This window comes from Zoogloea sp., from assembly GCF_041911615.1.
Lineage (GTDB): Bacteria > Pseudomonadota > Gammaproteobacteria > Burkholderiales > Rhodocyclaceae > Zoogloea.
On sequence record NZ_JAYROR010000054.1, the window covers coordinates 1 to 15,116 of the forward strand.

The following is a 15,116-nucleotide window of genomic DNA, read 5'->3' on the forward strand; positions in this document are numbered from 1 at the left end:
GCCGCCGCCCACGAGCTGATCGCCCACGCGGTGCACGGCTGGCTGGCCGAGCCGGGCGACGAGGCGGGCTTCGTGGCCGGCGCGGTGACGCTGGCCGAAAGCCCCGCGCTGCGCGCCGACCAGCGCCTTGCGGCGCGGGCGCGGGTCGACCGGCTGGCCTGGCGGGCCATCGTCGAGCGCCTCGTGGAGATCCAGCGCCAGGTGATCCTGAGCGCGCCCGTCACGGCGCGGAGATAGCCGTGTTCGTCCTGCCCGGCCGCCTGCAGGCGCTCGACAACCGCCTCGTGCTGTGTTCGAACCGCCTGTCGCGCCACCGGGCCCTGCGTGATTTCATGCGCGTGGTGAGCCGGCTCGGCGACGGCGTGGCGTGGTACGTGCTGGCGGTGGCACTGCTGATCGTGGGTGGCCGCGCGGCGTGGGCGGCGGTGGCCCAGATGAGCGTCGCGGGGCTGGCGGGGGTGGCGATCTACCGTTTTCTCAAGACCCGCACCCTGCGCCCGCGTCCCTTCGAGGTGGTGTGCGACGTGGTGTGCGCCGGCGTGCCGCTGGACCGCTTCAGTTTCCCGTCCGGCCACACCTTGCACGCGGCGAGCTTCTCGTTGATCCTCGCCGAGCACTTTCCGGCGCTCGGGCCGGCGGTGTTCGGCTTTGCGCTGCTGGTGGCCGCCTCGCGGCCGGTGCTCGGGCTGCACTATCCCAGCGACGTGCTGGCCGGCGCCGGCATCGGCGCCGCGCTGGCGGCGATCGTCACCGCCCTGGGCTGAGCCCGCCCGCGCCGGCCGGTCTTCAGGCCGAAGGCGCGCTGCCGATAAAATGCTTCCCGGCATTTGGGAATAACATTCCCGAAACGTCATGCCAGATTGTCATTTTCGGCCGCCCGCCCATGCTCCTGTCACCTTCGGATACCGCTCCGTCCGCCCCGCCGGCGTCGCGTTGGCGGCGTTTTGTCGTCCTGCTCGTCGTCGGGGTGGTGCTCAGCAACCTGATCGCGATCGGGCTCGGCGTGGTGAGCGTGATCGACAGCCGGGGCAAGGCCGACGCGATGGCCAGCCAGAACGCCCGCAACCTCGCCGAGATGCTCGAGCAGAGCCTGTCGAGCAGCGCGCGCAGCATCGACGTGGTGTTGCGGGCGCTCGTCGATGAGCTCGGCCGCGAGGAGGCGGAAGGGCTCGACTGCCTGAACGAAGACGAAATCAGCCAGATGCTGGCGCGCTACCGCAGCTGGTTGCCGGAAATCGAGGGCATTCGCGTGTACGGCGCCGACGGGCATCTGCGCTGGGGCGGCGCGCCGGTGTCGCCGGGGCCGGTGAGCATCGCCGACCGGGAATATTTCCAGCAACTGCGCGACGGCCCGGACCCGGGGCTGGTGGTGTCGCGGCCGGTGATCGGGCGCGTCACCAAGACCTGGGTGGTGCCCTTCGTGCGGCGTTATTCGCGGCCGGACGGTCGTTTTGCAGGCGTGGTGGTGGCGATCGTGCCGGTGGAGCACCTGCGCAGCCTGCTCGCCCGCCCCAACCTGGGCTCGCGTGGGGGGGCGGTGTTGCGTTACGACGATTTCGGCCTGATCGCCCGCAGCCCCCCGCTGGCCGGCGCCGCTGGCGAGATCGGCAGCGTGTATGCGGTCGAGCAGTCGCGCGCGCAGCTCGCGTCCGGCGCGCAGCGCTTCGACTACCTGACCCACGCCACCTGGGACGGCCTCGAGCGCTACGTGGCCGGCCAGCGGGTCGCCGGTCTGCCCTTCGTGGTGCTGGTGGCCCTGGCCAGCGACGACTACCTCGCCCAGTGGCGTAGCGACGCCTGGCAGACCGGCATCGCGCTGGTCGCCTTCCTGGTCGTCTCCTCGGCGTCCGCGGTGGTCATCGGCGGCATCTACCGGCGCCAGCAGGACGACGTGCTGCGCGCCCACGAGAGCAACGTGCGCCTGGCCGCCGCGGTGGTCTCGCTCAGCGACCGCGACCGCGCCCTCGCCGCGGCCGAGCGCATCGGGCGGCTCGGCGTCTACACCGTGGAGCTGGCGACGGGGGCGACGACGGTGTCGCCGCCGCTGCGCGACATCTTCTTCGCCGCCGACCACGAAGTGCTCGACGTCCAGACCTGGAGCAGCAGGATTCACCCCGACGACGTGGCGGTGATCGGCCGCTTCACCGAAGAGCTGATGCGCGACGGGCGCGATTTCGACCAGAGCTACCGCATCGTGGCGCCCGACGGCAGCGTCCGCTGGGTGCACGGTTTCGGTCAGATGGACCGGGACGAGGCCGGCCGGCCGGTAAGCGTGCACGGCGCGGTGCAGGACATCACCGAGTACAAGCGCGTCGAGGCCTCGCTGCAGAACGCCCTGGCCGCTTACCAGACGCTGGTGGCGCGGATTCCGGTCGGCATCTTCAGTTTCCGCTGGCAGCCCGACGGCGCGTCCCACTTCACCTACGCCAGCCCGCACTTCTGCGCCAGCTTCGGCCTGCCCCAGGAAACCGTGCTCGGTACGCTGCCCGAGGTGATGTCGCGCATCCACCCGGATGACCGCGCCGCGCTGGAGGCGATCCGCCTGGCCCACGGCGACACGCAGGACGAGTTCGCGTGGGAGGGGCGGGTGCTGGTGGATGGGGCGACGCGCTGGCTGTCGCTGCTCGCCCGCCCGACCCGCGGCGACGACGGTTCGGTGCTGTGGGAAGGCGTCGAGGCCGACATCACCGACCGCAAGCAGGCCGAGCAGGACCGCAGCGCCAGCGAGGAGCGCTACCGCCTGCTGCTGCAGTATTCGCCGGTGGGCATCCTGCAGTACGACACCGACCTGAAGGTGGTCTACTGCAACCTGCAGTTCGCCCACATCATGGGCACGCCCCACGACTACATGCTGACGCTCGACTGCAAGCAGCTGAAGGATCAGCGCATCCTGCCGGCGATGCGGTTGTCGTTGGTCGGCGGTCTGGGCGAATACGAAGGGCCGTACCAGACCAGCTACGCCGGCAAGGAACTGCAGGTGTCGATGGCCTGTGCGCCGCTGCGCGACCCGTCCGGCGCGATCGTCGGCGGCATCGGCATCCTGCAGGACATCACCGAGCGCGCCCGCAAGGACGACGAGCTGGCCCGCTACCGGCACAGCCTCGAAGCCCTCGTCGCCGAACGCACCGCCGATCTCGAGGACGCCCGCGCCGAGGCCGAGCGCCTGGCCCGCGTGAAGAGCGAGTTCCTCGCCAACATGAGCCACGAGATCCGCACCCCGCTCAACGGCGTGCTCGGCCTCGCGCGGATGGGCTACCGGGAGAGCGTCGGGCGCGACAAGGCGCAGACCACCTTCGAGCGCATCCTGTCGTCGGGCCAGTTGCTGCTGGGCATCATCAACGACATCCTGGATTTCTCGAAGATCGAGGCCGGCAAGCTCGGCATCGAGGCGATTCCGGTGGACCTGGGCCGGGTCATCGGCGACACCCTGGCCCTGATGGAGGCCCGTGCCGACGAGAAGGGCCTCACGCTGCGCCTGCTGCGCGACCCCAGCCTGCCGGCGGCGTGCGTCAGCGATCCGCTGCGGATCGGCCAGATCCTGGTGAATCTGCTCTCCAACGCGATCAAGTTCACCGACCAGGGCAGCGTCACGCTGTTCGCCGGCGCCGAAGGCGGCGAGCTGGTGCTGCGCATCAGCGACACCGGCATCGGCATGGACCCGGCCGAGATCGAAAAGGTCTTCGCGCCCTTCGAGCAGGCCGACAATTCGACCACCCGCAAGTTTGGCGGCACCGGCCTGGGGCTCACGATCACCCACCGCATCGTCGGGCTGATGGGCGGCAGCATGCACGCCGACTCGGTGCGCGGACGGGGGAGCTGCTTCGAGGTACGCCTGCCCTGCGTGCCCGTCGGTGCGGCGCCCTCCGAGGCTGCGCCCGAGCAGGGCGCCGCCGAGGCCGGCGAGCGGCTGGCCGGCCTGCGGGTGCTGGTGGCCGAGGACAACGAGGTGAACCAGCTGGTGCTGGAGGATCTGCTGGTCAGCGAGCACGCCGAGGTGACCCTCGTCGGCAACGGCCAGGAGGCCATCGACTGCGTGCGCGAGCGCGGCGCCGATGCCTTCGACGTGGTGCTGATGGACGTGCAGATGCCGGTCATGGACGGCCACACCGCCACCCGTCACCTGGCCGCGCTGGCGCCGGCGCTGCCGGTCATCGGCCAGACCGCCCACGCCCTCGACGACGAGCGCGCCGCGTGCCTGGCCGCCGGCATGGTGGATCACATCGCCAAGCCCGTCGATCCGGACCGGATGATCGCCACCATCCTGCGTCACTGGCCGCGGCGCGGCTGAGCCGCCGGGCTCAGCGCATACCGATCTTCGCGCCGACGAAGAGGTCGCCGACCCCGCGCGGGGCGCTGCGCCAGTACTGCCGCGGGGCCTCCACCTGGGCGCCGAGGCGCGCGGCGGCGTGCCACGGCCAGTGCGGGTCGTACATCATCGAGCGGGCCACGCCGACCAGATCGGCCTGACCGTCGGCGACGATCGCCTCGGCCTGCTCGGCGTCGGTGATGAGGCCCACGGCGATGGTCGGCAGGCCGCTTTCGGCGCGGATGCGCGCGGCGTAGGGCACCTGGTAGCCGGGGCCGAGGGCGAACTTCTGCAGTGGCGACAGGCCGCCGCTCGACACGTGGATGAAGTCGCAGCCGCGCGCCTTGAGGGCGTGGGCGAGGGCGACGCTCTGGTCCAGGTCCCAGCCGCCGTCGACGCCGTCGGTGGCGGAGATGCGCATCCCCACCGGCTTGCCGGCCGGAAACACGGCGCGCACCGCGTCGAACACCTCGAGGGGGAAGCGCAGGCGGTTCTCCAGGTTGCCGCCGTAGGCGTCGGCGCGCCGGTTGGTGATGGGCGACAGGAACTCGTGCAGCAGATAGCCGTGGGCGCCGTGCAGCTCGATGCAGTCGAGGCCGATGGCGGCGGCACGGCGGGCGGCGGCCACGAAGGCGTCGCGGACCCGCACCAAGCCGTCGGCGTCGAGGGCCAGCGGGGCCGGTTCGGCGTCGGAGTAGGGCACCGCCGACGGCGCGACGCACGGCCAGCCGCCCTGTTCGGCCGACAGCAACTGGCCGCCGGCCCACGGCACCGCGCTGGAGGCCTTGCGGCCGGCGTGGGCGAGCTGGATCGCCAGCGGCATCGCCGAATGATGGCGCACGCCCTCGATCACCTTGCCGAGGGCCGCGGCGTTGGCCTCGGACCACAGGCCCAGGTCGTCCGGCGAGATGCGGCCTTCGGGCTCGACGGCGGTGGCTTCGATGATCAGCAGCCCGGCGCCGGACAGGGCCAGGCTGCCCAGGTGGATCAGGTGCCAGTCGGTGGCGTTGCCGTGGCCGTCGGCGGAGTACTGGCACATCGGCGGGATCACGATGCGGTTGGGCAGGCGCAGATCGCCGAGGGAATACGGAGTGAATAGCGCGGGGGCGGACATCGGGCGGCTCCTGGGCGGGCAAAGCGGAAATCATCCCAGAAAAGTCGGCGTGGATTGGGTACGGAAATGTCGACAATCCGGAATTCAGTGTTGCGGAAAAAGCAACAATCGCGCGCCGAATCTGTCCGGGATATTTGCGTCGGCCGCTCAAGTCGGTGGGCGCGCCGTCCGTAATTTTCAGCCGAGACGTCATGGGCGTGGCAGCTCAGGCCGCGCGGCAGAGCCGATGGAGAACCCGGTATGTTAGTCATTCCCGAGAGCGAACAGGCGCGCGCCGCCGACACCCGACGCCCGACGATCCTGGTGGTGGACGATTCGCGGATCAACCTCAAGGGCGTCAGCCGGATGCTGGAAGGTCGGTTCGACGTGCTGACCGCCGAGTCGGGCCCGCTGGCGCTCGAGATCGCCGCCCGCAAGCCGCGCCCCGACCTGATCCTGCTCGACGTGATGATGCCGGAGATGGACGGCTACGAGGTGATCCAGCGCCTGCGCGCCAACCCGCTGACCAGCGACATCCCGGTGATCTTCGTGACCGCCCGGGTCAATGACGAGGACGAGCAGCGCGGCCTGTCGCTGGGTGCCGCCGACTACATCACCAAGCCGCTCAGCGCGGCGATCCTCCTGGCGCGAGTGCAGAACCACCTGAAGTTCAAGCAGGCCCAGGACGTGCTGCGCACCCATAACGCGACCCTCGAATCGCGCGTGATGGAGCGCACCGAGACGCTGGGCGCGATTCTCGACAGCGCCGACCAGCTGATCGCGATGATCACGCCGGAAGGCGCGCTGATGGCGATCAACCGCATCGGCGCCGGCGAGTTCGGCGCCACGCCGGCCGAGCTCGCCGGCAAGAACCTGTTCGACCTGCTGCCGCCGGAGTTCGGCATCGCGGTGTCCGACCAGATCGCCGAGGTGGTGAACACCGGCCGCACCAGCGAGATCGACGCGGCCAAGCAGGACCGCACCTTCCACGTCACCGTCTATCCGGTGCCGGGCCATCCGCCGCGGGTCGTGGTGTATGCCAGCGACGTCACCGACCGGGTCGCGGCCGAGGTGGAGCTGCGCAAGGAGCGCGAGCAGCTGGCCACCTCGCTGGCCCACCAGCGCGGGCTCAACCACAAGCTCGAGGACGCCCAGAACCAGCTCCTGCAGTCGGAGAAGATGGCTTCCCTCGGCCAGCTCGCCGCCGGCGTCGCCCACGAGCTGAACAATCCGATCGGCTTCGTGCGCTCCAACGTCACCACGCTGGAAGGCTATCTCAAGGGGTTGTTCGAGATCATCGCCGCCTACGACACCAAGACCCGCGACGCCCTGCCGCCCGCCGACGTCGCCGATCTGGCCGACATCAAGGCGCAGGACGATTTCGAGTTCATCCACGAGGACATCTTCCAGCTCCTCAGCGAATCGAAGGACGGCCTCACCCGCGTGCAGGAGATCGTCCAGAACCTCAAGGATTTCTCGCGGGTCGGTGGCGCCGGCTGGGGCTGGGCCGACCTGCACGCCTGCATCGACTCCACCCTCAACATCATCTGGAACGAGATCAAGTACAAGTGCACGGTGGTCAAGCACTACGATCCCACGCTGCCCCAGGTGTACTGCATCGCTTCGCAGCTCAACCAGGTGTTCATGAACCTGCTGGTGAATGCCGCCCACGCGATTCCCGAAAAGGGCGAGATCGTCATCTCCACCGACCATTCGGTGGACGGCTGCGTGCGCATCCGCATCGCCGACAACGGCGTCGGCATCCCCGAGGAAAACCTGCAGCGCCTCTTCGAACCCTTCTTCACCACCAAGCCGATCGGCAAGGGCACCGGCCTCGGCCTGTCGATCGCCTACGGCATCATCGGCAAGCACCACGGCAACATCGAGGTGAGCAGCATCGTCGGTCAGGGCACCACCTTCACCGTCACCCTGCCGATCGACAAGGCGGCCGACGCCGACGGGGCCACCGCCGAAGCCGCCGGCGCGTCGGCCTGAGCGCGGCGGCCCGGCTTCCGGGCTTCTGAAGGTCCGCCGCAGGATCGGCGCGTGCGCGTGCGCGGGCGCCGCGTCGTGTCGCGGGCCCCATCGAGACGCCGATGGTACGGCGCCGCCGGCGCGTGACCCGGGCTGTGGCGGACTCCGGCTGCGGGTAGAATCATTTCATCGAATCCAGGGAGTTCCCATGAGTCCGGTACGGCCGCTTCATTCCGACGCCGAGTTTCACTTCAGCCTGGACGCTCCGGCGGTTCTTCTGAAGGTCGGCGGGGATGTCGACGCCGTGCTCGGTTACGCCGCCGCCGACTTCATGGCGGGCGAGGTGGTGCTCGCCGAACGCATTCATCCCGACGACGCGGACATCGCCGGGGCAATGTTCTCCCCGGTCGTCGACACTGCCGGGCGCACCGTCAGCCTGCGCCTGCGTCACGCCGACGGCCGCATTCGCTGCATGTCCGCCGTCTATCTCAAGCGCCCCGCCGACACGCCGGGCGCGCCGCCGGTGCTCGTGCTGCACCTGCGCGATGCCCGCCAGCTGGCCATGACGACGCTCGCCCCGCGGGAGGTGACGAACTTCCGGGCGATGATGGAGAACAGCGACGATTTCATCTATTTCAAGGACCGCAACCACGTCTTCACGGGGGCCAGCCAGACCCTCGTGGTCCACAGCCAGCCCGCCGAGCAGCGGGCCGAGCTGATCGGCCGCACCGATTACGACGTGTTTCCCGAAGCGTTTGCCGACAGCTATTACCGCCTCGAGAAGCAGGTGATGGAGGGGCTGCCCGTCGCCCACGAGATCCAGGCCTTCGTGACCGGCGACGGCCGGTCCGGCTGGGTCGACAACCGCAAGTACCCGATCCGCGACGAGAACGGCGACATTGTCGGGCTGTACGGCATGGCGCGGGACATGACCGAACTGATCCGCGCCCAGCAGGCGCTGCAGGACAGCGAGGCGCTGTTCCGCTCGCTCTACACGTCGATGACCGAAGGCGTCGCGCTTCACGAGCTGATCCTCGACGAGGCCGGCAAGCCGGTGGATTACCGCATCATCGGCGTCAACCCGGCCTACGAGTCGCACACCGGGATGGCCGCCGCCGACATCGTCGGGCGCCTCGGCTCCGCGGCCTACGGGGTCGATGAGGCGCCTTATCTGGCGCGGTTCGCCGAGGTGGCGCTCACCCAGCAGCCTCAGAAGTTCGACTGTTACTTCGCGCCCCTGGCCAAGTATTTTCTAATTAGCGTCTTTTCCCCGGCGCCGCGGCGTTTCGCGACGATCTTCCAGGACATCACCGCGGCCAAGCAGGCCGAGCGGGAGCAGCAGCGCCTGACCCGCGCGCTGCGCCTCTTGAGCGAGTGCAACCTGACGCTGGCGCGGGCCGACAGCGAGCATGGCCTGCTCGCCGAGATCTGCCGGATCATCGTCGATACCGGCGGCTACCGCATGGCCTGGGTCGGACAGGCCGAGGACGACGCCGGCAAGTCGGTGCGCCCGGTCGCTCAGTGCGGCTACGAAGAAGGCTACCTGGAGTCCGCCCGGATTTCGTGGGACGAAACCCAGGCCACGGGACGTGGCCCGGTCGGCTGTGCGATCCGCAGCGGTTGCACCCAGATCAACCAGGACATCCTCGTCAATCCACGTATGCGCCAGTGGCGCGAATCGGCGCTGCAGCGCGGCTATCGGTCGAGCATCGCGCTGCCGCTGGCGGGGCTTGGCCAGCGGCTGGGGGCGCTGGCGGTGTATGCCGCCGAGCCCGACGCCTTCGGCGCCGACGAGGTGAAGCTGCTCGAAGAGCTCGTCGCCAACCTCGTCTTCGGCATCCAGGCGCAGCGCACGCGCAGCGAGCGCGAATCGGCCGAGGCCGCCAACCGCGCCAAGAGCACCTTCCTGGCCAACATGTCCCATGAGATCCGCACGCCGCTCAACGCGATCCTCGGCATGACCCACCTGATCCGCCGCACCGGCCTGCCCGACCGGCAGCTCGAGCGTCTGAACAAGATCGAGACCGCCGGCCGGCATCTGCTCGACATCCTCAACGCGATCCTCGAGATCTCCAAGATCGAGGCGGGCAAGCTCGAGCTGGGGGATGTCGAACTGCTGCCGGGGGTGATCGTCGCGAATGTCGTTTCGATCCTCCAGCAAACCGCGGAGGCCCGCGGACTGCGGCTCGTCACCGAACTGGGGGCGATGCCCGGCGGCCTGCGCGGCGACCCGGCGCGCGTGCAGCAGGCGCTGCTCAATTACGCGATCAACGCGATCAAGTTCAGCGAGAACGGCGAAGTCGTCCTGCGTGCCGGGGTTGTCGAGGAGACGGCCGAGGCGGCGCTGGTGCGCTTCGAGGTGGCCGACCACGGCATCGGCATCGCTCCGGAAACCCTGCCCAAGTTGTTCGCCCTCTTCGAGCAGGCCGACAACACCACCACCCGCAAGTACGGCGGCACCGGGCTGGGGCTCGCGATCACCCGCAAACTGGCGCGCCTGATGGGCGGCGACGCGGGCGCCACCAGTCTCCTCGGGGCCGGCAGCACCTTCTGGTTCACCGCCTGGCTGCGCAAGGGCGTCGCCCGGCCGGTGCCGCCCGCCCCCGCCACCCCGGCCGACGACGCCGAGGCGCAGTTGCGGCGCGACCATGCCGGCCGCCGCATCCTGCTGGTGGAGGACGAGCCGGTGAATCAGGAAGTTTCGCTGATGCTGCTCGGTGAGGCCGGCCTGCAGGCCGACGTGGCGAACGACGGCATCGAGGCGGTCGACCGGGTCCGCGCCACGGCCTACGACCTGATCCTGATGGACATGCAGATGCCGCGCCTCGACGGGCTCGGCGCAACCCGGCAGATCCGCCGCTTGCCCGGCGGCGCGCAGATCCCGATCGTCGCGTTGACCGCCAACGCCTTCGCCGAGGATCGCGCCCGTTGCAGCGAGGCGGGCATGAACGACTTTCTCGCCAAACCCTTCGAGCCCGAGGCCTTGTTCGTCACGGTGCTGCGCTGGTTGTCGCGGGCGCCTCAGTCCGGCGCGGCGTAGACCAGCACCTTCAGCGCCCGTTCGCTCGACACGTCGGCAAAAGCCGGCGGGTTGGCGAGGCGGCCGACGAAGCGCAGCCCGGGCGCCAGGGCCTGCACCTGGTCCTGCAGGAAGGCGACGCCCAGCTTGGGCGAATTGAGGCACAGCAGGGCGTGGCCGCCCGGCGCCAGCAGGTCGGGCAGGCGGCGGATCAGGCGGGCGTAATCCTTTTCGGCGACGAAGCTGCCCTTCTGGTAGCTGGGCGGGTCGAACACCACCAGATCGTAGGGGCCGCCGCGGGTGATCTTGCCCCATGAGCAGAAGATGTCGTGGGGCAGGAAGCTGGCGCCGGCGGTGATGCCGTTTTCCAGGTGATTGCGCTTGCCGATGGCCAGGGCGCCGTCGGCCATGTCCACGTTGGTCACCTGGCGTGCGCCGGCGCGAAGGGCCACCACCGAGAACGAACAGGTGTAGGCGAACAGGTTGAGCACCCGCATCCCGGGCCGGCGGGCGATGTGGTCGCGCACCCAGCGTCGGCCTTCCGCCATGTCCAGGAAGAAGCCGTGGTTCAGGCCGCGCAGCAGGTGTACCCGGTAGCGCGTGCCATCCTCGGTCACCACATGGGGGTCGGGCACGCTGCCGGCCATCAGGCGGGTGTCGGCGCGGGCCTCGTGGCGGTACTGGAAGACCCAGTTCAGCGGCGCATCGGGGGCGAGCTGCGCCCAGCGGGCCGCCAGCGCGGCGTGCACCGTGGCCAGTTCGTCGTCGCCGACCGGCAGGAAGCTGGTCAGCACCCACACCGGCGGAAAGGCGTCGAGCGTCCAGTGTTCGCAGCCCGGGTAGCGGCCGCCGCGCCCGTGGAAGATGCGCTGGGCGTCGGTGGGCAGGGGCAGGTGGGCGATGGCGTCGAGCAGGGCTTGCATCACGGGATCGGGGGGGAGTCGGCGGCCCGCAATGTACCAGACTACGCCGGCGCCGACCTGCCATCGGGCACGACCGGCGCCGGCCGGGACGACGTCATTTTTCGCGCTTGTATTTGATCCAGCGCAAGAACCCGGCGATGAACCGGCCGCGGTGCTTCAGTTCGGCCGCCGCGACGACGATACCGGCCGGGTTGCGTGCCAGTCCAACAGGGAGGACGGCGCATCGCCGGTGGGGGCGGGATGGGGCCGCGTCGCCGGGGTGATTTGACGATCGGAGAAAAACAACATGTTTCGCAACAGTAGTCTTGGATTGAAGCTCACCGCAGTGATCGTGGCCGTCTTGCTGCTGGCCTTCGCGGTGGGGTCGGTGGTGCTCAACCGCCTGTCGGACCGCCTGGTGTCGGAGGCTGCGACCACCTCGGTGCAAACCGTGAATGATGTGGTGCTGGACATGGTCGACGTGTTCGCGGTGCAGGTGGAGAAGGGCGCCGACCGGTTGATGACCGCCTTGCAGTTCAGCATTCCCGAGCCGCTGCACCGGGATGCCGCCGCCAGCATGAAGATCGGCGAGCGCACCGTGCCGTTGCTGCGTCTGGGCGCCAAGCCGCTCAACCTGGATTTCGCGCTGGTGGATCGCTTCACCCAGGAAACCGGCGGTGTCGCGACGATCTTCGTGCGCGACGGCGACGATTTCATCCGCATCACCACGTCGGTCAAGAAGGAGGATGGCTCGCGGGCGGTGGGGACGGTGCTCGACCGGGCCCATCCGGCCTACGCCAGGATACTGAAGGGCGACTTCTACCGGGGGCCGGCACGCCTGTTCGGCCGCGACTACTACACCAAATACGTCCCGATCCAGGAGGGCGGCCAGGTGGTCGGCATCCTGTTCATCGGCGTGGATTTCACCGACGAGCTCAAGGCGCTCACCGCCCGCATCAGGGCTACCCGCGTCGGCGAGACAGGCTACGTTTATGTGATGAACGCCAAGCCCGGGCAGGCGCAGGGCGATTTCGTGATCCACCCCGAGATGGAGGGCAAGAACGGCCTCGACATCACCGACCAGGCGGGCCACTTCATCGTCAAGGAGATGCTGGAGAAGAAGAAGGGCGTGCTCCATTACATCGCCCGCAACGCCGGCGGCGCGTCGGGCAAGGCCAAGATCGCGGCCTATGGGCATAACGAGCGCCTGGCGTGGCTGATCGCCTCGGGGGCGAACATCGACGATCTGGGCAGCAGCATGCACGCCATCATCTACCTGGCCGGTGCGATCGGGCTGGCGCTGGTGGTGGCGCTGCCGATCCTCATCTCGCTGGTGATCCGCCGGCTGGTGTCGGTGCCGCTGGGGCAGTTGCAGCATTTCTGCCAGCAGGTGCAGGAAACTCACGATTTCACCCTGCCGCCGCCGCGGATGGGCACCGACGAGGTCGGGCAGACCGGCAGCGCGATCGTGCGCCTGCTGGACACCCTGCGCCAAACGTTCAACGGCCTGCTCGACACGGTGTCGCGGGTCGATCAGGCGGCTCACGACATGGCGCAGGCCTCGGTCAGCGCGTCGCGCCAATCCCATGTGGCGAGCGATTCGGCCTCGGCGATGGCGGCGGCCATCGAGGAGATGACGGTCAGCATCAACCACATCACCGAGAGCGCCACCGTCGCGCTGGACACCGCCCGCCAGTCGGGTGCCCGCTCCCGCGAGAGTTGCGAGACGATCCTCGGCGCGACCCAGGAGATGAGCGCGATTTCCGATGAAGTGCAGCGCGCCTCGCGGGTCATCGGCGATCTGAACCAGGAGTCGGGGCGCATTTCGGGCATCGTCAGCGTGATCCGCGACGTGGCCGAGCAGACCAACATGCTGGCCCTCAACGCCGCCATCGAGGCCGCCCGCGCTGGCGAGAGCGGACGCGGCTTTGCGGTGGTGGCCGATGAGGTGCGCCGCCTGGCCGAGCGCACCTCGGTGTCCACTGCCGAGATCTCGGCCATGGTGCAGGCGGTCCAGACGCTGTCGGAGCAGGTCAACGCCATCATGGGGCAGTCGGTGGGGCAGGCCGAGCACGGCTCGGCGCTGGCCCGTCAGGCGGTGGCGGCCATCGCCGAGATCCAGCAGAACGCCGACAAGGTCGTCGAGCTGGTGCAGGACATCAACCTGGCGATGAGCGAGCAGAACATCGCCAGCCAGCAGGTGGCGGTGCAGACGGAGCACGTCGCCCGGGTGGCTGAGGAGAACAACTTCGCGTCGATCCAGGCCCGCGAATCCGCTGAGCGCCTGGAGGCCCTCGGCACCGAAATCTCGACCCAGGTGCGGCGCTTCACCATCTGAGGCCGGCGCGGCGGCGGCCGCTGCGCGAGAATGTGAATTTTGGTAACGCAGCGATGCGCCGTTTGCCGTTACGCTGTGCGGTCTATGGAAAAGGATATTTGGGAGTGCCTCCCTGATTTCGCCGACTTGCTGCTCGACGCCGTGTTCGTCGTCGATGCGCAGGGCCGCATCGTGTATGTGAGCGCCGCCTGCGAAGGCATCTTCGGTTACACGCCGGCCGAGATGACCGGCCGACCGATGATCGACTTCGTCGCGCCCGAAGACCGTGCCCGCACCGCCGCCGAGGCCCACGCGATCATCGCCTGCGGGCAGCGCATCGGCTTCGAGAACCGCTATCGCCGCAAGGACGGTCGCGACGTGCACGTGATGTGGTCGGCCCGCTGGCTCGAGGCGCAGCGGCTGCGCATCGGTGTCGCCCGCGATGTCACCGAGTTTCGGCGCACCCAGGTCGTCCAGGCCGCCACCTACGCGGTCTCCGACGCGGCCCACCGGGCGCCCGATCTGGGCGCACTGCTGCCGGAGATCCACCGCATCGTCGGCGACCTGGTGCCGGTGGCCGGCTTCGCCGTCGCCACCTGGGACGCCACGCGGCAGGCCATCGATTTCCCGTACCAGATGGACGCAGCGGGCCGTCGCGACGCGTTCCACGAACCCGTGGCCGGCGCCTGCTGCGCCGAGGTGGTACGCAAACGTCAGCACCTGCTCCTGCGGGGCGAGGCCTTGTCGGCACTGGCGCGGCGCAGCGACGATTGGGCCGGCGTCGGCCTGGTCCTGCCGCTCGTCCCCCAGCGCGACGCCGTGGGCGCGCTGATCCTGCGCAGCCTCGACGAAGCCTGCTTCTCCGACAAGGAGATCGAGATGCTGCATTTCGTTGCCGCGCAGATCGCGACGGCCATCGAACGCTCGCAGCTCAAGGCCGAACTCCAGCGCGCCGCGCTTTACGACGATCTCACCGGGCTGCCGAACCGCAAGCTGTTCCGCGACCGGGTCGCCTCGGCGCTGGCGCGCTGCCAGCGCAGCGGCGGTCGCATGGCCCTGCTCTATGTGGATGTGGACAACTTCAAGCAGGTGAATGACGCCCACGGTCACGCCGCCGGCGACCTGCTGTTGCAGGAAATCGCCCGCCGGCTGGGCGCGTGCGTCCGCCAGGTGGACACCGTGGCCCGCCTGGGCGGCGACGAGTTCGTCGTCGTGATCGAGGAGATCGAGGGCTTCGCCGACGCCCGCACCGTCGCCACCAAGATTCGCGACGCCCTGGCCCGTCCGGTCGACCTCGGCGCGTGCCCCCTGCAGATCACCGCCAGTGTCGGCATCGCGATTCATCCCGACCACGGCAACGACGTCGAAACCCTGATGACCGCCGCCGACCACGCGATGTACCGCCGCAAGCGCCAGGGCGGCACGCACCGCAACGCCGCGCCGCCCGCCTGAGCCTGCGCGGCGCGGGCGCGGCTTGTCGTGCGCACCCGATCGGGCGGACACTG

The 15,116-nt window shown here is 69.4% G+C and carries 8 protein-coding genes and 1 pseudogene; 7 read left to right on the forward strand and 2 right to left on the reverse strand.

All coding sequences use genetic code 11. The features are described 5' to 3' along the window. From ACE3P2_RS06215 to ACE3P2_RS06225, 3 genes and pseudogenes are all read left to right on the forward strand, one after another. Nucleotides 1-237 (forward strand): annotated as a pseudogene (locus ACE3P2_RS06215) (hypothetical protein); the annotation flags it as partial. A 2-nt stretch (nucleotides 238-239) separates the two neighbouring features. Beyond that, a complete protein-coding gene (locus ACE3P2_RS06220; protein WP_374262241.1) occupies nucleotides 240-764 on the forward strand; it encodes a phosphatase PAP2 family protein in 525 nt (174 codons plus the stop codon). Between the two features lie 119 nt (nucleotides 765-883). Beyond that, a complete protein-coding gene (locus ACE3P2_RS06225; protein ID WP_374262244.1) occupies nucleotides 884-4,288 on the forward strand; it encodes a PAS domain S-box protein in 3,405 nt (1,134 codons plus the stop codon). Nucleotides 4,289-4,298: 10 nt separating this feature from the next. On the opposite strand, the gene ACE3P2_RS06230 is transcribed toward ACE3P2_RS06225, so the two are convergent. After that, nucleotides 4,299-5,420, reverse strand: coding sequence for an NADH:flavin oxidoreductase/NADH oxidase (locus ACE3P2_RS06230; protein WP_374262247.1), 1,122 nt, complete (start codon nucleotides 5,418-5,420; stop codon nucleotides 4,299-4,301). Between the two features lie 240 nt (nucleotides 5,421-5,660). Between ACE3P2_RS06230 and ACE3P2_RS06235 the strand changes: the two genes are divergently transcribed. Further along, nucleotides 5,661-7,394, forward strand: a complete 1,734-nt coding sequence (locus ACE3P2_RS06235; RefSeq protein ID WP_374262250.1) for an ATP-binding protein — start codon at nucleotides 5,661-5,663, stop codon at nucleotides 7,392-7,394. A 187-nt stretch (nucleotides 7,395-7,581) separates the two neighbouring features. After that, nucleotides 7,582-10,413, forward strand: a complete 2,832-nt coding sequence (locus ACE3P2_RS06240) for a response regulator (RefSeq protein ID WP_374262252.1) — start codon at nucleotides 7,582-7,584, stop codon at nucleotides 10,411-10,413. On the opposite strand, the gene ACE3P2_RS06245 is transcribed toward ACE3P2_RS06240, so the two are convergent. Further along, complete coding sequence (locus ACE3P2_RS06245) at nucleotides 10,395-11,315, reverse strand: class I SAM-dependent methyltransferase (RefSeq protein ID WP_374262253.1); 921 nt, start codon at nucleotides 11,313-11,315, stop codon at nucleotides 10,395-10,397. The two genes, ACE3P2_RS06240 and ACE3P2_RS06245, sit on opposite strands and share 19 nt — an antisense overlap. A 286-nt stretch (nucleotides 11,316-11,601) precedes the next feature. Between ACE3P2_RS06245 and ACE3P2_RS06250 the strand changes: the two genes are divergently transcribed. Next, the gene (locus ACE3P2_RS06250; protein ID WP_374262254.1) at nucleotides 11,602-13,632 is read left to right on the forward strand and encodes a methyl-accepting chemotaxis protein; all 2,031 of its coding nucleotides are present in this window, start codon (nucleotides 11,602-11,604) and stop codon (nucleotides 13,630-13,632) included. An 84-nt stretch (nucleotides 13,633-13,716) separates the two neighbouring features. Next, entirely contained in the window at nucleotides 13,717-15,063 is a 1,347-nt protein-coding gene (locus tag ACE3P2_RS06255) for a diguanylate cyclase domain-containing protein (RefSeq protein WP_374262257.1), read from the forward strand. Nucleotides 15,064-15,116: the final 53 nt, after the last annotated feature.

Bases quoted from the DNA above. Each gene is read 5' to 3' on its own strand.
- ACE3P2_RS06225 (WP_374262244.1), top strand. From the start codon at position 884: ATGCTCCTGTCACCTTCGGATACCGCTCCGTCCGCCCCGCCGGCGTCG.
- ACE3P2_RS06230 (WP_374262247.1), bottom strand. From the start codon at position 5,420: ATGTCCGCCCCCGCGCTATTCACTCCGTATTCCCTCGGCGATCTGCGC.
- ACE3P2_RS06235 (WP_374262250.1), top strand. From the start codon at position 5,661: ATGTTAGTCATTCCCGAGAGCGAACAGGCGCGCGCCGCCGACACCCGA.
- ACE3P2_RS06240 (WP_374262252.1), top strand. From the start codon at position 7,582: ATGAGTCCGGTACGGCCGCTTCATTCCGACGCCGAGTTTCACTTCAGC.
- ACE3P2_RS06245 (WP_374262253.1), bottom strand. From the start codon at position 11,315: ATGCAAGCCCTGCTCGACGCCATCGCCCACCTGCCCCTGCCCACCGAC.
- ACE3P2_RS06250 (WP_374262254.1), top strand. From the start codon at position 11,602: ATGTTTCGCAACAGTAGTCTTGGATTGAAGCTCACCGCAGTGATCGTG.
- ACE3P2_RS06255 (WP_374262257.1), top strand. From the start codon at position 13,717: ATGGAAAAGGATATTTGGGAGTGCCTCCCTGATTTCGCCGACTTGCTG.